The sequence below is a fragment of the Enterococcus sp. NPDC086594 genome (assembly GCF_044746145.1).
Taxonomy (GTDB): domain Bacteria; phylum Bacillota; class Bacilli; order Lactobacillales; family Enterococcaceae; genus Enterococcus_D; species Enterococcus_D entomosocium.
Genome location: NZ_JBIVBP010000006.1, coordinates 1 through 22,399, shown reverse-complemented (window position 1 = coordinate 22,399; position 22,399 = coordinate 1). Strand labels below are relative to the sequence as shown.

Genomic DNA, 22,399 nt, shown 5'->3' with positions numbered 1-22,399 from the left:
CAATAGTTTTTCCTAAAAAAAGTAAAATTTTTACTTGAGGGCAATTTCTCTCTTGGTTTTTTTACTAAAAAGAAATATACTGAAGAGGAGAAGCATTGGAGGAGGGATTCTATGGCTACGATTACCGACATAGCGACCATAGCTGAGGTATCAATATCAACCGTATCACGGGTTCTGAACTACGATCCTAGTCTTTCAGTGACCGAAGAAACCAAACGAAAGATTTTCGAGGCAGCTGAAAAACTAAATTATACGAAATACAAAAACAAGCAAAAGCAGCGTGAACTACCAGTGGATGTACCAAAAAAACACAACAAATCGATCGGGATCGTTCAGTGGCGGATGGATGATGAAGAATTAGAAGACATTTACTATATGTCGATTCGTTTGGGTGTGGAAAAACGCGCCGCCGAACTGGGTTGTGATCTGTTAAAAATCTCCAACCTTGATGAGTCAGTGATCCAGTCCGTCGATGGCTTACTGGCAATCGGCAAGTTTACAGAAGAGCGGGTCAAGAAACTCCATGAGCTACACCCCAACCTCTGTGTGATTGGCAGTAACTTTCCACTGGATGACTACGATTCTGTCAATACCGATTTTACGCAAGCAACCGAGTTGGCTCTTTCTCACTTGATGGGACTTGGTCATCAAAAAATCGCCTTTATCGGCGCCGAGGAAAGTCAAAATATGTATGGGTATCGGCGGTACAAAACGCCAACGGTCAACACCTATGTCGATATGATGCAGAATTATCAGCTGTTTGATGAGGATTATTTCATCGTGAAAGAAAATAGTCGTTTGGATGTCCAAACGGGGGAAGAATTAACGGAGCAGGCATTGGCTTTGTGGCAAGATCACTTGCCGACTGCGATTTTGGCAGCCAATGATGCATTTGCGATTGGGGTCATTCATACGCTAACGGCTCATGGAATCAAGATTCCTGAAGACATCAGTGTTATGGGCATCAACGATATTTCGGTGTCCCGTTATGTCTCTCCACCTCTTTCTTCGGTCCAAGCATTTACTGAAGAGATGGGCGAAACGGGGTTAGAGCTACTCTATAACCGCATCGAAAATCCTGGGATCGCCAGACGCATCTTTTTAAGTACCCAGCTGGTGATTCGTCAATCTACCGCAAAACCAAAAGAAGGCTGAGAAGCTGCGGTGTCTTCTTGCATTGATCAACGTCATTGCAAGGAAGCACCGCATCCTTCTCACCCTTTTTTTATTTTGATGGTCGTTTTAATTTCCCCTGTCTGCTCAAGCGCGTATTCGGCTTGAATCAAATACGCTTGTGCCTGTGCACCATGGTGATCTTGATAAGTAACTGGCTGTATTTGGATCTTATCACTGGTAAAACCAAGAACACAGCGCGCTTTTTTTGTCATTAGCTGGACGGTCTTATTTTGCACCATTGGTGATATGTCCGTAATAAAGTTTTCCACCACCAGATTCTTTGGTTGGTGGTCGTCAAAGACAAAATGGTCTTCGATCGTTACTTGTTGCTGCGAGACAACGAAGCGCCGCTGGTATTCAGTGACCGCTGCTTTCGGATAGAACGCACTGAGGTCTAAGTCAAATCGCTGGTCATTGACCTGCAGCACCGTTGCTTCCTCGGCAGTTGCGCGTTGGGTGTGCTGATTGATGATCGGCAGCGAATGACTGATTGCGGCTGCGGGAAAGTAGTGATAGCGCGTGTTCTCGTCAAAATACTCTTTGGTGTATTCACCAGCACCAAGGTCCGTCAGAAACAACTCCTCCGTCGTTCCTAAAACAAAATGACCAACATCGAGATGATTGTGGCTTTCTTGATTGCTCCCCCCTTTGGCAGCAAAAAAGAGATCCTGCTGCACATCTTTTGCCATGAACCACTGCGCTTGTTCAAAATAGTGATGAAACGAGGTATTCGTTTCTCGTGTGATTGCTTCGTTATGCCAATACAAATTTCGATAGCTGTGGGCAAACCGGTAGCAAGGATCAAAATCTAACGGACTGACCCCCGATAATTGGGGAACCGCCACGCCCAAATGCTCGTAGCAATAACTGACCAAGCCGCTAGGCAGTTCGATCGCCGAATAATCAGAAAAAGGAACGTAATGCCCTGGAGAAATCATCGTATAGTAAGGAAAAGCGGCGATTTTTCTGGTTTTAGGCTGCTTTAGGTAGGTATCTTCTTGCAGTACTTCTGCCAACAATTGCGCATAATACAGAAAATAACCAAACCCATACGCCCAGTATCCGACACCTTCCACACAAGCCCCATCTTCGCCAAAGCTGTTAAGATAGCTTTGCATTGCAGTATCCAATCGTTTGATCATCCGCAATTGTCGCTCGCTTTTTTTCGGCAATACATAGAGCGCCGTCATTCCAAGACAGCCACCAATGACTGCGGACCAATTGTTCTCTTTTGTCTCCCACTCCCAGGTTTGCTCCTCGAAGGGTAAAAAAAGCCGTTGATCGATCTCATACAACACTCGTTCTGTGATGACTGGTGAAAGGTCTCCCCCAACCAACATAAACAACTCTGCTAAGGATTGCCCAGTTTCAGCTGCAAAAAGATCGACTGTGTGGCGCGCTTGCGAAGAAAACTGGCCATCGACAATCGGCAGATGCGCTGGCAGACACCATGTATATTCATTACAGATTTCCCAAATCACTTGCTCCAGTAGCTCTTTGATCGCTGCCTTACGCTCCATTTCATAAGCAAGTCCTAAAACCACCAACATCCGTCGGCGGGCAAAATAATGGGTTTCGAAGCCAACACGGTTCCCCGATTCGAGATACTCTTGATAGCCTTGATAAGGCAGATAGGGAATCTCACCAGTGTCAAGATAAGCCTGTGCCGCCTGTAAAATTTCTTCTTTTACATCTGCTGGATTCACGCGTTTTCCTCCTGAATAGAGCGTCCGAAGACTTCGATTTGGGTCAACGCTGGAAATGGTGAGGGATCGTCATTTTGGATCAGCTTATGCAATTTTACCCAAGTGACCGTTCGCGGCTGGAAAGAAAACCGTTGAGGTTGGCTGCTTTTGACCGTCTGCAAGATTTCTTGACTCCCATCGGAAAACGCCAACGTGACTTGTTGCCAATAGCTATCATGGGGAAAATCCGCCCGTAACGTAAGCGCACATTGGTCGATGCGGACCTCATGACCAAAGTCGATCGTCAAAGCGGCATCTGCTTGTTGATTGATCCCCCATGAGCCATAGGGATAATTGCCATGAGACCTATTGGCAAAAATACCATCAATGGCGTTACAAGCGAAAAACGTCGCATCATCTCTTGTTTCAACATTGGCATGGGCATGCGGATAGGCACCCAAGAATTCTTTTTGATCATGAGGATTTAAGGCGACGTTGCGGTAAGCCGCTAGTTCTTCTTTTGTTGCTACCCGCACACTCAAATAATGGCTTTTCCCAGCAAAACGGCCTTCTGGCGCGGCTTCTTTGGCATTTTCACTAAGATGTACGGGGTAGATCCACTCGTTGCCTTTGATGTACACCAAAGTAGTCGCCAGCGTTTCATCGAGTGTGACCCACACAAATTGTCCACTGCGTGAGAGCGAGACAACGATTTTATCTCCGTCCTCGTAACAACACTCTTGGGATGCCAACGTGACAAAGTCTTCCGCCGTCGCTTGCAGAAGGGTAGGTTCACTTTCAGGTGTTCGTTTGCCTTGTTTTACTTGATGCTTTTGGTCATAAATCGTTAAGGAAATCTGGGTCATTGCATGTAGCTCCTCTCGTATTTTCTCCATTATAGCGATGTCGACAAAAAAATGTAACTGTTTCCAGCGATTTTTTACTATTTTTTTACTTAAAATCACGAAATGTAACAGTTTCCATTTCTTTATTTTACTAAATAAAGTAAAATAACAACTAAAAGGAGCTGTTTGCATGAGAAACTTTCAAGAAGCATTAAGTAAGAACCCTCTTCGAACCAAAACCGATCTTGAAGAGGCCCTAGTTGATCTGGTCACTCCCGTATACGAATGTATGGCACAACAAGGAACTCCCGGGAGGGTCCGCCTAGGAAATTCAGGAGCGGTGTACACTCAGGAAAAGGGTGACATCGAAGGCTTTTTACGGACACTCTGGGGATTGGGCCCATTGTTCAGCCAAGAAGAAGCGTGTCTTCGTTACCCAAAACTTTTTCAACAAGCCAATGCCGGGATCGTTGCAGGCACCACCCCGACCTCTCAGGAGTACTGGGGAAAACTGCATGACTACGACCAATTGTTTGTGGAAATGGGTGCCCTTGCTAGCTATTTGATTTTTACCAAACCCGTCTTTTGGGATCGCCTCACACCAAGAGAGCAAACGAATCTCTTTGATTGGCTCAATCAGATCAATCAGCACACGATCCCTAAAACCAATTGGCTCTTCTTTCGGATTTTAGTCAATACCTTCTTTGAAATGGCGGCATTGCCTTTTGTAGAAACCACCCTTTTGGCTGATCAAGAAGAGATCGAGAGGTATTACTTAGCAGACGGCTGGTATTTTGATGGCTATGAAAACCAAATCGACTATTATATTCCTTTTGGGATGCAATACTACGGACTCCTTTACAGTGTTCTTACCTGTCGTTCCCAATGCCTGTATCAGTTTAGCTACCGTCAAAGAGCCACTACGTTCGCTCATTCCTTTAAACAGTGGTTCACGAAAACCGGTGCGGCATTGCCTTTTGGTCGTAGTCTAACGTATCGGTTTGCGCAATCAAGTTTCTTTGCCGTCGGGGCTTTCGCCGATATAGAATATGAGGGTTTCACCAAAAACGAAGGAAAATATTTACTGTTACAAAACATGCGTTACTGGTTTCGCCAACCAATCTTTACGCAAGAAGGCTTTTTAAGTATTGGCTATGCCTACCCCAACCTAAATATGGCTGAAGGCTATAACGCACCAGGATCGCCTTATTGGGCTTTCAAAAATTTCTGTGTATTGGCAATCCCAGCGGATGCTGAATTTTGGACGCTTGAGGAGCAGGTGCCAACCTTTGCCACACAGGTGCGCAATCTTCATAGTCGGATGCTCTTGGTGCATAACCAAGAAGGCACAGAATTGCAAGCTTTCACGGCGGGGCAGCATTCCCACGAACATGCTCACGGCAATGCCAAATACGAAAAGTTTGTCTATTCGACAACGTTTGGGTTTAGCGTACCGAAAGCAACCGTTTTATTGAAACAAGGTGCTTATGATAATACATTGGCGATCTCAGAAGGGCAGACGGATTTTAAAACGGCTTTTGGTTATGAAGCCTTTGCGATTGAAGATGACTACGTCTATAGTCGCTGGCGTCCCTACGAACAGGTCATCATCGAAACCTTTGTGATTCCGATGTATCCTTGGCATCTGCGTTACCATCGGATTCAAACGGATCGAAGGTTGCAACTGGTCAATGGCAGCTTTGCAGCACCGGCTGATGGTACTGCGTTTTCTAGCAAAGAAGGCACCTTTTATCAAAGCTCGGTTGGCTGTGTTGGTATCAAAACCTTCGCGACGCATCAAGAGGGTACCCTCTTGATGCCAGAACCCAACACGAATCTACTTTATAGTCGAACAGTCATCCCTCAAGTAAGCAAAACCGTTCTCGCCGGACAACAGGAATGGCTCGTTGCGTGTTTAGGCAATGCCTTTTCTGATCAGATCCCACCCTTTGATGTCACTATCACAGCGGACAAAATAACAATGAGCAAAGGGGATCAGAGAAAAACTATTCAGCTTAACTACTAGCAAAAAATGATTGGCAAATGCTAGTAGAAAAGCTACCGAAAACACCTTTCTGATTTACGGGATTGAAGAATGCCCCCCCAGAAGTTCGATTTCTAACGTTTCAGCGTCGGTACCTTCTGATCTCTCCGTCTCTATTGGCAAAGAGCAAAAAAATACTTGTACCACAAAACGGTTCTTCACACATTGTGAAGCGCCGTTTTTTTGGTACAAGTGATTCATGTTTTGATTGACGATCAGTGCTTATTTCCCGAAAAGCTTTTGGAGAAACGCTTTTTTCTCAGAGACTTCCTTTGTTTCAGTCACCTGAAGCGGTCCAGTCTCCTTCACGACTTGCTGAAAGCCCCGATTGTCTTGTAGCAACAGACCGTTTAGTTCCAGGATCCCAGACAGACTGCCAATCATCCGCCGCACTTCTCCTGCACTTTTGCCAAAAAAGCGCTGGTCGTCGTTTGCTTCGGCTTCTTCCAAAATAACCAGCAGCTGTTGGATGCTTTGATTTTGTTCACCTAAGACGTACGACAACTGGTCAACTTCTACTGCGGTCGTTGCCGCTGACGGTACTAAATCTGTTACGAGCTTTAAGCTATCTAAATAATCCTTTAAGTCAAAAATGAACGTTTGTGCCGCTTCATTATTCATTAATTGGCTTTGACTCAATTTTCTTTGTAGCGCTTCCAATTCACTTGAACGTTTAGAAAGTTCGCTTACGATCATTTCTATATCCATATGCCACCTCCTAATGACATTGTCCCGTTTTCTCTTTCATCCGTCAAGAATTCGTCGGACTTTTTTCTGCGTTTTTACCAATCACCCCTGACTATTGCTCCTGTTGGTACTTTGTGGGTGCACAGCCATAGCGCTTCGCAAAGAGCCGATTAAAATGGTTGATGTTTTGGAACCCAGATTGAAACGCCGCCTCTCGAATCGTTAGTGTTTCGTTGCTGCGTAGATAAAAAAACTTTTGAAACCGAGCTTGCAATAAATCTTCTTTGGGCGTGGTATGAAAAAACTGTTGATAGAGCTTGTAGAATTGGCTTTTACCGATGGAAAGCTCTCGGCTAAACTGGTAAAAATCCCATTGCTGTTCGCAATTGACTAACATTTTCAACCGCATCGCTTGAAACAGTTGATAGTGTTCATTTTGTGGTTGCGGGATGCTTTCTTCAAAATTGCGTTCAAGTAAGACCAATAGATTTGTCATATACGCCGCAATCAATTCTTCCGTGTGCCGTTGTGGCAACAAGGATTCATGATTGATCTTTTGGATCAATTTGTTGATTTGTTGAATATTTTTCGGCTGGAACAATTGGTTGCAAGGGATCGCATAGGTTTCTTCGATCACCTGATCCGTTTGAAACTCAACAAAGCTATTAAAAAAATCTTCTTTGCCACGATAATTTTGATAGACGGTTGGAGGAAAAAGAATGCAGCTACCTTTTTCACTAGTTTCTTGATGACCATCTTCAAAAGTGAAAACCATTGGAGACAAAGTCAACACGAAAAGATAATGCTTTAAGCCAGAGGGTCGATAAATATGATCGGAAACAGCATTGTGCATTTGAAATCCTGAATAGGTTACGTTCAACTTCTCACTCCTTCCTACTTGCCTTTAGTATAAAGAAAACGGACAAACCGTCAATAGAATAAGACAGAATGTAGTGTTTATTTTCATGGACTATCGCTACAATGAAAGAAAAGAAAGGGGTTGCAAAATTGAAGAAAACTACGATGTATTTAGACAAACACTTTATTTTGGCACCAGTCGACGAACGGATCTACGGCTCTTTTGTGGAGCACTTAGGGCGCTGTGTGTACGAAGGGATCTATCAACCAGAAAGTCCTTTTGCCAATGAGCAAGGCTTTCGTCAAGATGTCGCTGCCTTGATCAAGCAGTTGAATGTGCCGATCGTCCGTTACCCAGGAGGCAACTTCGTCTCTGGGTATAAATGGGAAGATAGCGTCGGCCCTAAAGAGCAACGGCCAGCAAAAATCGATTTGGCCTGGCGGGTAATCGAAAGCAATCAGTTTGGCTTAAACGAATTTATGGATTGGACCAAAGAAGTCAATACGGCACCGATGATGGCGATCAATCTTGGGACACGAGGAATCGAAGCAGCGAAAAACTTGATTGAATACACCAATTTAAAAGGCGGCAGCTATTATAGTGATCTCCGTCGTACCCATGGGGTGGCCGATCCTCATGACATCAAACTTTGGTGTCTAGGCAATGAAATGGACGGCCCTTGGCAAGAAGGACATAAGACAGCCGATGAATACGGCCGTCTCGCAGAAGAAGCTGGCAAAGCGATGCGTCTGGTGGACCCAACGATAGAAACCGTTGCTTGTGGTAGTTCTTCTCTCACGATGCCGACCTTTGGCATGTGGGAAGATACAGTATTAAGTCATTGTTACGACCAAGTCGACTACATTTCCATGCACCAATATTATGGCAACCGTAACGGCGATAGCCAAGATTATCTAGCAAGCAATGTCGCAATGGATCAGTTCATCAGTCAAGTCGCAGCGATCTGTGATGCGGTGAAAGCCAAACGCCGAAGCAAGAAGACGATCAATATTTCCTTCGACGAATGGAACGTCTGGTATCACTCAAATGAACAGGATCAAAAAATTGAACCTTGGAGTCAACACCCACCACAATTAGAAGACGTCTATCACTTTGAAGATGCGTTACTCGTCGCAAGCATGATGATCACGATGCTTCATCACGCAGATCGCGTTAAAATCGCCTGCATGGCACAGCTGGTCAACGTGATCGCACCGATCATGACTTCCGATACTGCCGCTTGGAAACAAACGATTTTTTATCCCTATGAAATGATCAGCAACTATGGTCGCGGTCACGTGTTGCATAGCATCCTTCGAGGAGCTGATTTCGATAGCAGCCACGGAAAAGCTTCTTATGTGGATGCCATTGCGATCGAAAACGAAGATGACTATTTGACCTTTTTCTTGGTGAATAAGGATTTGCAGGATACCAACGAATTCACTTGCGACTTGCGTCAATATGATTCATTGCAAATCGCTACCCATCAAGTCTTGCACCACCCAGACTTGCATGCTGTCAATACCGAAGCAACCCCGAACAACGTTGTGCCCGTCAATGGAAAAACAGCGGAATTGAATGACGGCATTTTGCGTGTCGTCTTGGAAAAACAAAGCTTCCAGATGCTACGCTTGAAGAAAAACGGCAGCAAGTAACGAGCGTATCTGTTTTAGCAAAAAAAAGCAGCAGCCTTGGTGACATCCTGAAAAAACGAGACTTTTACGGAGTGGAGAAATCCACTCCTTTTTTATGATCCCCCCTGTTCACTTGCTATTTTTCGCATTCTTAACTGATCTGGGCAAAAAGGCGGCAACTGCCAGCTTGTTTTCCAAAAAAAGAGACGACAAAAGAACACCCTGCGGCAGCTAAGATACCGCAGGGTGTTCTTGATTCATTGTTTAGCCGTTATAGGCATCAACGATGATTTGTTTCAATTCAGAGATTAGTGGTTCTTTTGGATTTGCTGTTGTACATTGGTCTTCGTAAGCCAATTCAGCCATGCGATCAACTGTTGTATCTAGTGTTTGTTGAGTGACGCCTTGCGCTTTCAAGCTCATGTCGATACCAACAGATTGTCCTAATTCGTAAACAGCTGTTGCCAATGCTTCAACCAATTCAGCCGTTGTTTTGCCTTTAAGGCCTAAGAATTTCGCAATGTCTGCGTAATCTGTATCAGCACGGAAGAAGTCATATTTAGGGAACATTGCATGTTTTTGTGGGTCTTTGGCATTGTAACGGATGATGTGCGGTAAAAGAATCGCATTTGTACGTCCGTGAGGAATACCATATTCACCACCGATTTTGTGAGCTACAGAGTGACAAATACCTAGGAATGCATTGGCGAAGGCCATACCTGCCATTGTTGAGGCATTATGCATTTTTTCGCGAGATTCCATATCAGGTGTTTTCACTGATTTTTCTAAGTAGTCAAAGACTAACTTGATTGCTTGTAAGCTCAATCCACGAGTGTAATCAGATGCCATTACTGACACATAAGATTCGATCGCATGAGTCAAAACGTCCATTCCAGTGTCTGCTGTAACAGACGCAGGTACTGACATTACGAATTGAGGGTCAACGATTGCTACATCTGGTGTCAATGCGTAATCAGCTAATGGGTACTTCACGTGTGTTTCACTGTCAGTGATAACCGCAAATGGTGTTACTTCAGAACCAGTACCAGACGTTGTTGGGATACAAACGAATTGCGTTTTTTCTGGTTTGTCGATCTTGTATGTCCGTTTACGGATATCTAAGAATTTTTGTTTCGCGCCGAAGAATGAAGTATCTGGGTGCTCATAGAACATCCACATGCCTTTGGCAGCATCCATTGCTGATCCACCACCAAGGGCGATCACTGTATCTGGTTTGAAATCAACCATCATTTTTGTTCCAGCGTAAACGGTGTTTGTTGATGGGTTTGGTTCTACGTCAGAGAAGACTTCGATTTTCACGTCATTTTTACGACGAGCAAGTACTTCACGAACCGTATCGCAATAGCCGAATTGAACCATACCAGGGTCACAAACGATCATGACACGTTCAACGTTTTCCATTTTCTCCAAGTACATTAGAGAGTTCTTTTCAAAGAAGATTTTTGGTGGCAATTTAAACCATTGCATATTATTTCTCCGTTTCGCTACAGTTTTCACGTTGATCAAGTTCACAGCAGAAACATTTCGTGATACAGAGTTTTTCCCGTATGAACCACAACCAAGTGTCAATGATGGAATCATTTCGTTGTAGATATTTCCGATACCACCTTCTGCAGATGGTGTGTTAACTAAGATACGGCAAGCTTTCATGCGTAGGCCGAAGGCTAATTGCAAGTCTTCGTTTTCAGTGTGGATCACCGCTGTATGTCCTAGTCCGCCTAAATCAAGCATTGCTTCACATTTTTCGAACGCGTCTTCTGTGTTGTTTGCTTTGATCATTGCTAAAACTGGAGAAAGTTTTTCTCTTGATAGTGGGTAATCAGCACCGACACCGTCAAGTTCAGCGATCAATAATTTTGTTCCTTCTGGTACGTTGATGCCTGCTAATTTCGCGATTTCCATTGCTGAATGACCAACGATTGCTGGATTTACGGCATATTTCCCTTCGTTCATCACGGCATCTTCAAGTTTTTGTAATTCTTTTGCTTTTACAACATATACTTGATGTGCTTCAAATTCTGCTTTCACAGAGGCATAGACTTCTTTATCAACGATCACTGCTTGTTCAGAGGCACAGATCATTCCGTTATCAAAAGTTTTTGACACGATCAAGTCATTGACTGCTCGTTTCACTTTCGCTGTTTTTTCGATATAGGCAGGTACGTTCCCTGGTCCAACACCTAATGCAGGTTTACCAGTTGAGTATGCTGCTTTGACCATGCCAGCGCCACCAGTTGCTAATACGATCGCAATTCCTGGGTGGTTCATCAATAAGCCAGTCGCTTCGATTGATGGATGTTCGATCCATTGCACACAGTTTTCAGGTGCCCCAGCAGCGATGGCCGCATCACGAACGATACGTGCAGCTTCTGCTGAACATTTTTGTGCAGATGGGTGGAAAGCAAAAACGATCGGGTTACGTGTTTTCAAAGCGATCATTGCTTTAAAGATCGTTGTAGATGTTGGGTTGGTTGTTGGTGTTACCCCACAAACGACACCAACTGGTTCAGCGATTTCGATCAAGCCTTTTTGTTTGTCTTCATTGATCACGCCGACTGTTTTGTCATGTTTGATACTGTTCCAAATATATTCTGAAGCGTACATGTTTTTGATCGCTTTATCTTCATAGATACCACGGCCAGTTTCTTCTACTGCCATTTTAGCTAAAGGCATGTGTTTGTCTAACGCTGCCATTGCCATTTCATGAACAATGTGGTCCACTTTTTCTTGATCAAAGCTTTCCATTTCTTTTAACGCCACATTTGCCTTCGTTGCTAAATCGTCGATCATTGCTTGTACGTCGATTGTCACTTCTTTTTCCAATGTCTTAGCCATTGTATGTCCTCCTAGTTTTTAAACATGTTTTGTTTGTTAACTACTTCACATACAGATCATACAACATCTTTTTTCGTTTGTAAATAGTTTTTGTGATTTTTTTCACAGTTTTATTAAACTCCCTTTAAATTAAGCGTTTTCAAGAACTTTTAAGGAAAAGAAGTGGACAAAAGTTTCGGTTTTCATTAAGAAAAATGTCATGTGCTAAGTTGAACAATAGGTTAAAAAAATTTTTTGTTCACTTTTGAAAAAAATCACTCTTCCTTCTACTATTTTATCTAAGATTGCCGTATACTCCCTCTAGTATTCTGCCCTTCTTTCAATGGCTATTAGTGTCTATTGAGGACAAAAAAACGACCAGCCATCGCTGATCGTCTTTCTCTTTAAAACAAATCCTCTTTGTCTACTTCTGTTAGAGGCTTCCCGTGGGCAAGCTGGGAAACAACGTGCGCCATCTTTTTGTAGGAATCATTCAATCCGATTCCGCCTTTTTTCGGCATCTTCAAGATATAGATATCTTTGGCATAGATTGCCACTGCTGGGTTTTCCTCTGACATCGCTGCAGCCCCTGGAATTCCTTGTGCATTGAATACTTTCGTCAATCCTGCTGCCATTTCGCCAAAATTAGGATAATGCATCGCAGGTCCGCAAAGAACGGCATCGGCGTCAAATTTTTTAGCAAACCCCACAAATTTTTTATTCACTTCTTCTTGATGCTCGTGATAATATTGGTCACCACAATAAAGCGTTGCAACGATTTGTGCGTCTTGCTCTTGAAAAAGTGGATTCAAGGTTCGACCTGGACCAAGGGCAGCTTTTTTGCCGCTTGGCGGCAACTGAGCATTTTCATCACTTCCCATCCCTGCAGTGACATGATTGAGAATCAAAATTATTTTTTTCATGAGCGGTGCCTCTTTTCTTACAGATCATCAAAATCGAAATCATCAAAATTGATTTCCTCTTCTTCTTGTTCAACGGCATCCGCTTCTTCTTTTAGATATTGATTATCTAAGACTTTGATAAACGGGTAATAAATAGCCATTCCTAAGAGGATCAACAAGACTTGTAACACGGCCGCTTGCCAACCACTGACTAAGAAACCAGAAATAATCGGTGGCGTGGTCCATGGCAGCTGAATTCCATTGGTATAGTTGACTAACCCAAGATCCATACAGAAGTAAGAGATAATAATATTGATCGTTGGCACTAAAGCAAAAGGAATCAGCAGAACTGGATTCAAGACGATTGGTAACCCAAAGATGATTGGTTCATTGATCCCGAAAATACCTGGGATTAACGATAACTGTGATAGTTTTTTGACCCTTTGGCTTTTACAGACTAAGATCATGACTAAAATCAAAGATAATGTCGAACCGCCCCCGCCAAAGGTCGCGAACATGTCTTGAAATTGACCGGTGATGATGTTAGGAATTTCTGCGCCATTCTTGAAAGCATCTAAGTTTTCAATAGATAATGCCCGTAAGATAGGGTTGAAGACGGCACCGACCACACTGGAACCATTGATCCCAAAGAACCAGAAAAAATGCAAAAATAGGTAAGCTATGATCATGGCACCTAAAGTATTTCCTAAACTTAACAACGGTGTCTGTAAGAACTTAAAGAGGATCTCTTGGAGATTGCCATAAGACGTCAAGTTGGCTAACCAGTTGGCGATCATAAAAACCGTCACGATCACAAAACTAGGAATCAATGCCTCAAAGGATTTCACCACGGTTGGGGGAACACCGTCAGGCATTTTGATCGTCCACCCTTTGCGTAATAACGCAACGAACATTCTGGTGGAAATCAAGGCAACGACCATCCCTAAGAACAAACCGCTGGAACCCATCCACCGTAATGGCAGGCTGCCAACTTCATACACTTCCGTAGAGCCTTCTGGTGTGAAAACGGTCGTAAATGGTGTCACGATAAAAAAAGAAACGAGTGAAATAATGGCTGCTTGCATGGCATCAACTTTAAACTGTTTTGCCAAACTATACCCGATCCCACCAACGGCTAAAATCGTCATAATGTCAAAGCTGGCTGTTGCTGGCATATTCAACATCGTTGCCCAGTTGTCTCCCAGCAAACCGCTCATCATCTCGTTCCAATTTGGAATCGGAAAATTGGTCAAGACTAAAAAGAGTGAACCCACGATCAACAACGGTGTGGATAATAAGAAACCATCGCGAATCGCAATCAAGTATTTGTTTTCACCAATCGTCTTTGCCATCGGTGTTAACACTTTTTCTAACCAGTTTAAAAATTTCTGCATTTTTCTTCCTCCCATCTGCGTGCTATCTGGCAGATAACACGTAGTCCCCTGTTACTCCAACACTTTTATTACTTTGCTTTGGCTTTTTTGATCAAGCTCAAGGCATCTTTCAATGCTCGTTCGCCATCCATCATGCCGTATGCTTCTGTCGCGATCGTGCCGACTGGAATCCCCATTGGCTCGAAAGTTGCTTTCATTTTGCTATCTAAGTGTCGTACTTGTGGACCTAACAAAATAGCGACTGGTTTTTCTTGTTCGACTTTTTCTTCTGCGTGGATCGCAGGGAATGCTTCGATCGTCAAAGGCATGTTGTGCTTTTTGACGACTTCCATCATTTTATTGACCATGATACTCGTTGACATTCCAGCTTCACAAAACAAATAGATTTTTTTCGTTGCCATATCCATTCCTCCAATGTTTGTTTTTCTCAATCGCGGTTGTTAGACCGGCGCTTTGATTCGTTTTTCATAAGCCTCCAACCATTCTTGCGTGATGGGTTCGATCACGGTTGTCTGCTCAGGTCCTGGCGTTGCCATAAAAATAGCTGGCGCTTGATTGGTGGTTGCGACACTAAAGGTAAATTCTACATTGGTTGCCACGCCCCAGCGCCCCTGTTTATCTAAGGCGATCAGCGAGAAGGCGCCGGCTTTGCCGTAGCGCTTCTTCAATCGCGCTTCAAAGTCGTAAACGGCTTGATCACATGCTTCTTGCGGTGCTAGCCCTTCTCCCATCAAACGGACGATCTCGTAGGAAAGGCAGCCTTTCATCAAGTCTTCCCCTAACCCTGTGGCGGCGGCACCGCCGATTTCACTATCCACATAAAAACCAGAACCAGATAACGGTGAATCGCCGACACGACCGCTTTTTTTCATAAATAAACCAGAACTAGAGGTTCCTGCTGCCATGCTTTGGTGTTCATCTAGCGCAACTACTCCCACTGTATCGTGACCGTCATAGGGATTGAGGTTGTTGGCTGCGATCTCTGCTTTGCGCTTTTCCCAAATGGTTTTGGCTCGCGGTGTCAGCATCTCTTTGGGCTGGAATCCTTCGGCAAGCGCATAAGCGACCGCTCCTTGGCCGATTCGAAAACTATTGAATTTTTCCTCACTTAGGCGGCGTGCCACGGAAATAGGATTTTCCACATCGACGATCCCAGCGACGGCACCAATTTTGAAGGTATCACCATCCATGAAGGCAGCGTCCATTTCCAACACGCCTTCTTCGTTGGGCAGCCCGCCATACCCCACCGATTTATAAAATGGATAATCTTCCACTGCTTTAATGGCTGTTTCTACTGCATCTTGGCAGGAGCCTTGTTGTTCTAATATTGATTTAGCAGCGAGCACGCCATCGTGTGCCATCCGCCATGTAGCAATCATTCCCCACATAAATATCCCTCCATTTTTCATAGCGCTTTCAAGTATATTCTATACGGTATATACTACTATGTCTATACTGAAAAAAGAGTTTCTCAAAAAAAATGGAAAAACTCTTCTTCGTTCGTGTCTTCGCTTATTTTGTCAGTGCTTGTAAACTGCGCAAATAAATTTCAAGATTCATCCGCAGATCGGCAACCGCCATGTACTCATCTTGGTTATGAGCGATCCCTTTTTGCCCTGGAAAAGACGGACCAAAAGCAAGGATGTTTGGCATTTTGCGGGCGTAGGTTGCTCCTGTAGTGGTCACGGGGGTTGGATCATTGCCCGTTACTTGGTGATAGATCGTCGATAGCGTTTGGATTTCGGGGGTATCTTTTGATCGGCAGAACCCCGGAATGCTGCGAAGGATCGTAAGGCTTGCCCCTTCTGGCAATGCCTCTTGCACCCCAGCAAGCACTTGTTCCTCCGTTACGGATACCGGATAGCGAAAGGCCACTTCTAACGCTAGTCCACTGGCAGACTTTTGGAGAACCACAGGGGTCAAGATCAATTTTCCTGAGTCGGCATCTTCTAGTATCAAATCAATGCCTTCGCCATAGTGCTGCTGGTGAAAACTTTGGGTGATCCACTGCAAAGCTGCTTGCACGGACGGTGTCGCCGCTAGTTGCGGTGCTGCTTGCTGCGCAAGTTTTGTAATGGCGTTGTCCCCTAGCTCAGGGGCATTGCTAGGGGAGCGTTTGCCTAGTGCTTCAAAGGTCTGGCTGCCTATGGTTACCGATAGGTGGTCTGGCACATGATCGCGGAATTGATCGCCAGAAAACGCCGCTAACAGCTGCTGTTCTTGGGCGGGCAATGGAAAATCAAGTTGCACATTGACGACACCTCGTTCGCCGTAAACTACTGGATACTTGCAGTCTGGCGTAAAACCAAAACGCGGTGGCTGCTCAACCGCTAGATAATGCGGGATATCCGACATGCCGCTTTCTTCATCTGTACCGAAAATGATCCGCAGCGGTAATTGCGGTTGATGCCCAAGGTCTTTCAACAATTTCATGGCAAACAAACAGCTGATGATCGGGCCTTTGTTGTCTAAGATCCCTCGGCCATAAAAGTTGCCGTCCTTTTCAGTTAGTGCAAACGGTGGGTAGCTCCAGCCAGAACCTGCCGGGACGACATCCAAGTGTCCTAACACACCGATATAGTCGGTATCCGTTGGTCCCCAATGGGCATAGCCGATCGCATCATCAATGACCGTTGTTTGAAACCCGTATACTGCGCTTTTTTCCATGATGTATGCTAACACTTCTCGTGGTCCCTTGCCATAAGGCGCATGGGGCCCCGGCTCACCTTTGACGCTTGCGATCTGCATCACTTCGTCCAAAAGCGTGAGAAATTCTGGCCAATTGGCTTCAATACTTGCTGTGAGTGGATCCATTGTCTTCACCTCTAAAGGATTGATTTTATTTTTGACGCACTAATGTATTTTTGAAGGTATATTTGTCTGCTCGGTAATAGGATGTATCGTATAAGATCGGTTTGGCTGATGCGGAATAGGTCATCGAATGGACCAAAAGCATCGGTTCCTCTTGAGGCACCTGTAAAAGTTTCGCAATATCGGCAGGACTTTTCACAGCTTCCACCTCTTGATGGGAATAACCAATCTCGATGTTGGCTTCAATGACTTGATATAAAGACGACTCTAATTGAGCTTTCGTGAGTTCTGCGGTGTCTTCTTGCAGATAGCGTTTCAGTACGTAAAGATTTTCCACCGTCATCGGCTCATCATCAAAGTAACGCAAGCGCACCAAATAAACGATCGGTTCCTTGGCGTAATCACCAAACAACTGACCAATCTCTATCGGGAGCTCTTTGACGGTTTCGATATGCAGAACTTCCGTACGGGTCTTTTTCCCTTGGACCTTTGCAGTTTCAGTAAAACTTTGAAGGCCGCCAGAGCCGCTTTGGATCTTGGGCTGTTTCATGACATAGGTTCCTTTGCCTTTTTCTTTCACTAACAAATTCTGGGCAATCAATAAATCGATGGCTTTGCGCACCGTTAAACGGCTGCACTGAAATTCCTCTGCTAAATCATAATCGGAAGGAAGTTTTTGGCTCGTCACGTACGTACCTTCATGAACCCGTTGCGCAATCTGCTGGGCAACTTCTTGAAATACTGCTTGTTTTTTCAACGTCTCTCCTACTTTCTTTCACTTTGCTACCATTCATAAAACGATCGATTGGCACTGACGCCAGAAGAAACACTGACAAACGCTTGTTCATCGATTCCTTGGATCATGCCTTCGACGGTCTTGAGTTCTCTATGGGAAATGACAAGTAATAATAGTTTTTTCTGTTGATGATCAAATCCACCTTCGACATCGTTGATGACCGTGATGCCTCGCTGCAAGGCACATTGCAGCGTCGTAATGACGGGTTCTGCTTTTTCTGTAACGACCAGCAGCTGCACACGCCGCTGCTTCAGGTTGACGTAGTCGACCATCCGCCCACTGATGAAGAAGGAAATGGCACTATAAAAAGCATAGGGCCAGCCAAAGATCAGCCCGGCTGCTAGCTGCAAACTGACATTGAAGCCGATAAAGAAACTGCCGATACTTCTACCAGTGGCTTTTTTCACTAAAATCCCTAAAATATCAAGCCCACCCGTTGAAAAATCGTCGTTCAATGTCAAGCCCACCGACACCCCGTGCAGCAATCCGCCGAACACGGCACAGATCACCGGATCGGTCGTTAAAGCAATGACCGGTACCACCTTCATCATAACAGAAGACAGGACGACGGTACAAACCGTCATGATGGTAAATTCTCGATCGATTTTGACCCAAGCAACCGCTAACAATGGCGCATTAAAAAAAAGCACCAAAAGCGGGATCGAAAGCTGCAGATTCAACTGCTCGTCTAAAAGCTGCGACAACAATTGCGACAAACCAGTGATCCCACTCGCATAAATATTTCCCGGCAGCCAAAAGAGATTTAAAGCAATCGACGACAACAATGCATAGATCAAAGCAACAAGCATTCGTTTTCTATAACGTGCCATGTTTTTCCTCCTCCACTTCGCTTTTAGTATATATCATTAAGTATATACTGTCACGCGAAAAAAGCAGGAGAAATGAAGGCGGAAATGGAAACAAAGCAATGTAAAAAAACGCCAAAATCAAGGAGTAAAACGTTGGTATCAAAGGTTTTTAAGATTTTTTTAAAGCGAGTAAATCACTTGAAATTCGCTAAAAAATGAATAAAATAAAAAGTGTAAAAACAAAAGAATAAAGAAAGGATGATTCTTATGACACATGAGATTGTGCCACGCCGCTCAGATTCATACAGTATGACACCTTTTGATTTCTTTGAAGATTTTGGCCGCAGTTTTTTTGATGGGTTTCCATCGAACCTGATCAAAACCGATATTCACGAGAATGACAAGGAATTTCTCGTTGAAGCAGAACTGCCTGGCATCCCTAAGGAAAATATTCAAGTAACCTATGAGAATGGGGTTTTAACGATTACGGGACAACACCAGACGGATCATGCGACCGAAGATGAAAAAGGACGTCTGGTTCGCAGCGAGCGCAGCTTGACAAGCGTTCGGCGACAATACCTGTTAGAAAACGTCAAAGAGGATGAAATCAAAGCCTCTTACGCTGAAGGAATTTTGAAATTGACGTTGCCAAAAGACCAAGGCAAACAAGCGTCAAAGAAACTGATTCCGATCGAGTAACCAAGGCAAACAAAACACTGCAGCAAAACGAGCGATCTCTGTTTTGCTGCGGTGCTTGTTTTATTTTAGAAACTGTCCGACTACTAAAAAAACGCACCATCGCTTCTGAGAAAGCGACGGTGCGTTTGTGCTTATTCTTTGGTTTCGTCTTGGATGCTCGTTGCGTCTTCGACATCAGCTGGTTCGATTTGTGTCTCAACGGATGCAACAGTTCCAGGTTTCACTGTGCGGATCGCTGAACGATCAAACTCTAAGAAAATTCCTTCACAGTCGATGATCACGGTGCTTTTTTCTGTGTTGACTTCAGAAAGAACGCCGTGGAGTCCGCCGATGGTTACGACTTCATCGCCAGCTTTCATATTTTCTAAAAGATTTTTACGCTCTTGCTGTTGTTTCTTTTGTGAACGACTCATAAAGAACCACATTGCCACTAAAGCAACCAGCATAAAGAGCATTGGTAAAGATTGTGCCATTTTTTTCACCTCGATTTATTTTCTTTCTATAAGATACTTTATCAGAATTCCTCTATTATTCCCACCATTTTAGTAGAGAATGTTAGAAATTCCTCGCATTTTCCTTGTTGAACCCATACTCTTCAATAAAATGCTCACGGAACTCCAACAAGTTGTCGTCCATGATGGCTTGACGGACATTTTTCATCAGATTCAATAAGAAGTAGACATTGTGGTAAGACGTCAAACGCATACCAAAGGTTTCATCACATTTGATCAAGTGGCGGATGTACGCACGAGAATAGTTTTTACATGTATAGCAATCACACTTCTCGTCAATTGGTCGAAAGTCACGGGCATATTGCGCATTTTTCACGACTAAACGACCTTTTGAAGTCATACAGGTACCGTTTCTTGCGATCCGTGTTGGTAAAACGCAGTCGAACATATCGACACCGCGAATCACGCCATCGATCAAGGAGTCGGCTGCCCCAACGCCCATTAGGTAACGTGGTTTATTTTCTGGAATCCAAGGGGTCGTAAATTCCAACACGCGATTCATTTCCGCTTTTGGTTCGCCAACTGACAGGCCGCCGATAGAATACCCTGGGAAGTCCATACTAATCAAGTCTTGGGCACTTTGCTTGCGCAAGTCTTCAAAGCCTGCACCTTGAATGATCCCAAACAAGCCTTGACGATCTGGATTGGCATGAGCTTTCAAGCCACGTTCTGCCCAGCGAGACGTCCGTTCCACCGATTTTTTGACGTAGTCATAGCTTTCATCAAATGGCGGACACTCATCAAAACTCATCATGATATCTGATCCTAATTTGTTTTGGATATCAATCGCTTTTTCAGGAGATAAAAACATTTTCGACCCATTCAAATGGTTTTTGAAATGGACACCTTCTTCGACGATGTTGCGCATTTCGGCTAATGAAAAGACTTGGAAACCACCTGAATCTGTTAAGATCGGTTGATCCCAATTCATAAATTTATGTAAGCCGCCTGCTTCTGCAACAATGTCTTCTCCTGGACGCAACCACAAGTGATAGGTATTGCTTAAAATGACGCCTGCACCCATTTCTTTCAACTCTTCAGGGGCAAGGGTTTTAACCGTTGCTAATGTGCCGACTGGCATGAACATTGGCGTTGGAAAGGTTCCGTGAGGCGTGATCAGTTCGCCTAAACGGGCACCGGTATGCTTTTCTTTCTTTATCAGACGATAACGAATGGCTGGTTCCGTCATTCATTTCCCTACTTTCTCTCTAAACTCAATTAACTGTGCAACGCTATCTATGATAAGGGTTGCCCTTACATTTTGCAAGGAAGTTTAAAGAAACTAAGAGTATTTTCTCCTAGTTATGCGAAACATCTATTACTTTTTTTTGAAGATTTAGCGAAAGTTTGCTATCATGTTATTTATATTGAAGGGAGGTTTTTTGAAATGAAATCAAATAGAGAACTAAAAGCAGAAGCAAAAGCAATCCTGAGAGGCCGCTGGAAAGACAGTGTTTTGATGTGTATTGTACCGACTTTGATCTCGATCGCTATCGCACTCGTCATTATCGTTCTTGCTGTTATTCCATTGTATCAAAGCGGTATGTTTAATGATCTTGGTTCCACTGACGCAGTCAATTCCGCAGGAGGAAGTGGCAGCGGCAGTGGTGGCGGTTTGATCAGCGGTCTATTTTCTGCCTTATTCGGTGCTGGGATCTCTTGGACTTTCCTTGACATTTTACGCGGTAAGAAGCAATCGATCCAGCCTTTTTCTGATGTCTTTCGCGGCTTCAGTGGCGCTTTCGTGTTAGGGATCATCGTCATCTATATTCTGTCGACTATTTTCACGACGTTGTGGACGTTCCTGTTTATCATTCCTGGGATCATTAAAGCTTATTCTTATTCTCAAGCATATTTTGTCTTTTATGATACCTATGAAGAAACGGGCATGCGGCCAGATTTTCTCAGCTGCATCACAGGTAGCCGTCATTTAATGAAAGGCTACAAAGGTCAACTGTTCATCCTTGATCTGAGCTTCATCGGCTGGCACATTTTGGCCATCATGACAGCAGGAATTGGCTACTTATGGTTGACGCCATACATCAGTGCAACCAAAGCAGCATTCTATGACAATCTGCCTAAACGAGCACTTGCTTAAAAGATCGGTTCGCCGGTCTTTTTTTTTGAAGAAAAGAATCGTTTTCTTTTGCAAACGCTTCCGTTTCGTGTTATAGTATAAGTGTAAGGAAGGTAGCAACTCTGTTGGTGGTTTTCGTAAATATCGCAAACTCAATCTACTAAAAGTTGTTGAACGTACAAGTTTCACCTAGTACCAAACGTGTAAAGTAACAAGAAGAAAAACGTAACAAGGATCGAACATTTCCATATCGAAAAATGATACGTCTCATTTTGTATCGGAATACACGAAACATGTGTAAGTTTGTAAATGAAAACAAATTTTCGAGAAACATTGCTTTGCATGGACCACAAAAAGCGACCACCACTTATACCTTCCTCTAGTAGTAAGCTGGGCGACAAAAAAAGCAGTTCTAAAAGTTGAGAAATTGATTCAACTTAAAGAGCCGCTTACGTCGCTCAGTTTTTTTGTTTATTTTGGCTCTTTGTCAATAAGGACTGATGAGTTGCGTAAAATCAAATCTGGGTCAGAATGAACCACATTCTGGCTCAGATTTTTTGTTATCTTACTTTGATTAATTGATTGATCAAAAAGATTCTAATTCTCATGTTCTCGAATGATTTAAATCCGTAGG

The 22,399-nt window shown here is 43.9% G+C and carries 19 protein-coding genes; 5 read left to right on the top strand and 14 right to left on the bottom strand.

Features of this window, described 5'->3' with window-relative positions; genetic code table 11:
* Positions 1-111: 111 nt before the first annotated feature.
* A complete protein-coding gene (locus ACIPK1_RS10370) occupies positions 112-1,155 on the top strand; it encodes a LacI family DNA-binding transcriptional regulator (RefSeq protein WP_400450747.1) in 1,044 nt (347 codons plus the stop codon).
* A gap of 59 nt (positions 1,156-1,214) precedes the next feature.
* Here ACIPK1_RS10370 and ACIPK1_RS10365 read toward each other — a convergent pair whose 3' ends face one another.
* Together ACIPK1_RS10365 and ACIPK1_RS10360 are read right to left on the bottom strand one after the other, a co-directional pair.
* A complete protein-coding gene (locus ACIPK1_RS10365) occupies positions 1,215-2,882 on the bottom strand; it encodes a hypothetical protein (protein ID WP_400450746.1) in 1,668 nt (555 codons plus the stop codon).
* Positions 2,879-3,727 (bottom strand): hypothetical protein, encoded by an 849-nt coding sequence (locus ACIPK1_RS10360; RefSeq protein ID WP_400450745.1) that lies wholly within the window; start codon positions 3,725-3,727, stop codon positions 2,879-2,881. The genes ACIPK1_RS10365 and ACIPK1_RS10360 overlap by 4 nt, the downstream gene beginning before the upstream one ends.
* A 169-nt stretch (positions 3,728-3,896) precedes the next feature.
* On the opposite strand from ACIPK1_RS10360, the gene ACIPK1_RS10355 reads away from it, so the two are divergent.
* Positions 3,897-5,732, top strand: a complete 1,836-nt coding sequence (locus tag ACIPK1_RS10355) for a DUF2264 domain-containing protein (RefSeq protein ID WP_400450743.1) — start codon at positions 3,897-3,899, stop codon at positions 5,730-5,732.
* Positions 5,733-5,972: 240 nt separating this feature from the next.
* Here ACIPK1_RS10355 and ACIPK1_RS10350 read toward each other — a convergent pair whose 3' ends face one another.
* Entirely contained in the window at positions 5,973-6,458 is a 486-nt protein-coding gene (locus ACIPK1_RS10350; protein ID WP_400450741.1) for a hypothetical protein, read from the bottom strand.
* 91 nt (positions 6,459-6,549) lie between these two features.
* The gene (locus ACIPK1_RS10345) at positions 6,550-7,317 is read right to left on the bottom strand and encodes a helix-turn-helix domain-containing protein (protein ID WP_087664853.1); all 768 of its coding nucleotides are present in this window, start codon (positions 7,315-7,317) and stop codon (positions 6,550-6,552) included.
* 101 nt (positions 7,318-7,418) lie between these two features.
* Between ACIPK1_RS10345 and ACIPK1_RS10340 the strand changes: the two genes are divergently transcribed.
* Entirely contained in the window at positions 7,419-8,951 is a 1,533-nt protein-coding gene (locus ACIPK1_RS10340; RefSeq protein WP_400450739.1) for an alpha-N-arabinofuranosidase, read from the top strand.
* Positions 8,952-9,194: 243 nt separating this feature from the next.
* On the opposite strand, the gene adhE is transcribed toward ACIPK1_RS10340, so the two are convergent.
* The 8 genes from adhE to ACIPK1_RS10300 form a co-directional block, all read right to left on the bottom strand.
* On the bottom strand, positions 9,195-11,786 hold the full coding sequence (gene adhE / locus ACIPK1_RS10335; RefSeq protein WP_010748754.1) for a bifunctional acetaldehyde-CoA/alcohol dehydrogenase: 2,592 nt from the start codon (positions 11,784-11,786) through the stop codon (positions 9,195-9,197).
* 383 nt (positions 11,787-12,169) lie between these two features.
* A complete protein-coding gene (locus ACIPK1_RS10330) occupies positions 12,170-12,688 on the bottom strand; it encodes a GrdB-related putative oxidoreductase (protein WP_400450736.1) in 519 nt (172 codons plus the stop codon).
* A 17-nt stretch (positions 12,689-12,705) separates the two neighbouring features.
* Positions 12,706-14,061, bottom strand: coding sequence for a PTS cellobiose transporter subunit IIC (gene celB, locus ACIPK1_RS10325; RefSeq protein WP_194187899.1), 1,356 nt, complete (start codon positions 14,059-14,061; stop codon positions 12,706-12,708).
* 68 nt (positions 14,062-14,129) lie between these two features.
* Positions 14,130-14,462 carry a PTS sugar transporter subunit IIB gene (locus tag ACIPK1_RS10320; protein WP_005227348.1) on the bottom strand — a complete coding sequence of 111 codons (333 nt, stop codon included), beginning with the start codon at positions 14,460-14,462 and terminating at the stop codon, positions 14,130-14,132.
* A 39-nt stretch (positions 14,463-14,501) separates the two neighbouring features.
* Positions 14,502-15,449, bottom strand: coding sequence for a N(4)-(beta-N-acetylglucosaminyl)-L-asparaginase (locus ACIPK1_RS10315; RefSeq protein WP_400450733.1), 948 nt, complete (start codon positions 15,447-15,449; stop codon positions 14,502-14,504).
* A gap of 124 nt (positions 15,450-15,573) precedes the next feature.
* Complete coding sequence (locus ACIPK1_RS10310) at positions 15,574-16,875, bottom strand: Sapep family Mn(2+)-dependent dipeptidase (RefSeq protein WP_400450730.1); 1,302 nt, start codon at positions 16,873-16,875, stop codon at positions 15,574-15,576.
* A gap of 25 nt (positions 16,876-16,900) precedes the next feature.
* Complete coding sequence (locus tag ACIPK1_RS10305; protein ID WP_142437209.1) at positions 16,901-17,629, bottom strand: GntR family transcriptional regulator, LSA1692 subfamily; 729 nt, start codon at positions 17,627-17,629, stop codon at positions 16,901-16,903.
* A 26-nt stretch (positions 17,630-17,655) separates the two neighbouring features.
* Positions 17,656-18,498 carry a YitT family protein gene (locus ACIPK1_RS10300; RefSeq protein WP_005227341.1) on the bottom strand — a complete coding sequence of 281 codons (843 nt, stop codon included), beginning with the start codon at positions 18,496-18,498 and terminating at the stop codon, positions 17,656-17,658.
* Between the two features lie 246 nt (positions 18,499-18,744).
* On the opposite strand from ACIPK1_RS10300, the gene ACIPK1_RS10295 reads away from it, so the two are divergent.
* Complete coding sequence (locus tag ACIPK1_RS10295) at positions 18,745-19,176, top strand: Hsp20/alpha crystallin family protein (RefSeq protein ID WP_005227339.1); 432 nt, start codon at positions 18,745-18,747, stop codon at positions 19,174-19,176.
* A 131-nt stretch (positions 19,177-19,307) separates the two neighbouring features.
* Here the strand turns inward: ACIPK1_RS10295 and yajC are convergent, their stop codons facing one another.
* Together yajC and tgt are read right to left on the bottom strand one after the other, a co-directional pair.
* Positions 19,308-19,649, bottom strand: coding sequence for a preprotein translocase subunit YajC (gene yajC, locus ACIPK1_RS10290; RefSeq protein WP_005232170.1), 342 nt, complete (start codon positions 19,647-19,649; stop codon positions 19,308-19,310).
* An 82-nt stretch (positions 19,650-19,731) separates the two neighbouring features.
* The gene (tgt, locus tag ACIPK1_RS10285; protein WP_005227333.1) at positions 19,732-20,877 is read right to left on the bottom strand and encodes a tRNA guanosine(34) transglycosylase Tgt; all 1,146 of its coding nucleotides are present in this window, start codon (positions 20,875-20,877) and stop codon (positions 19,732-19,734) included.
* Positions 20,878-21,075: 198 nt separating this feature from the next.
* Between tgt and ACIPK1_RS10280 the strand changes: the two genes are divergently transcribed.
* A complete protein-coding gene (locus ACIPK1_RS10280; RefSeq protein WP_005227331.1) occupies positions 21,076-21,786 on the top strand; it encodes a DUF975 family protein in 711 nt (236 codons plus the stop codon).
* Positions 21,787-22,399: the final 613 nt, after the last annotated feature.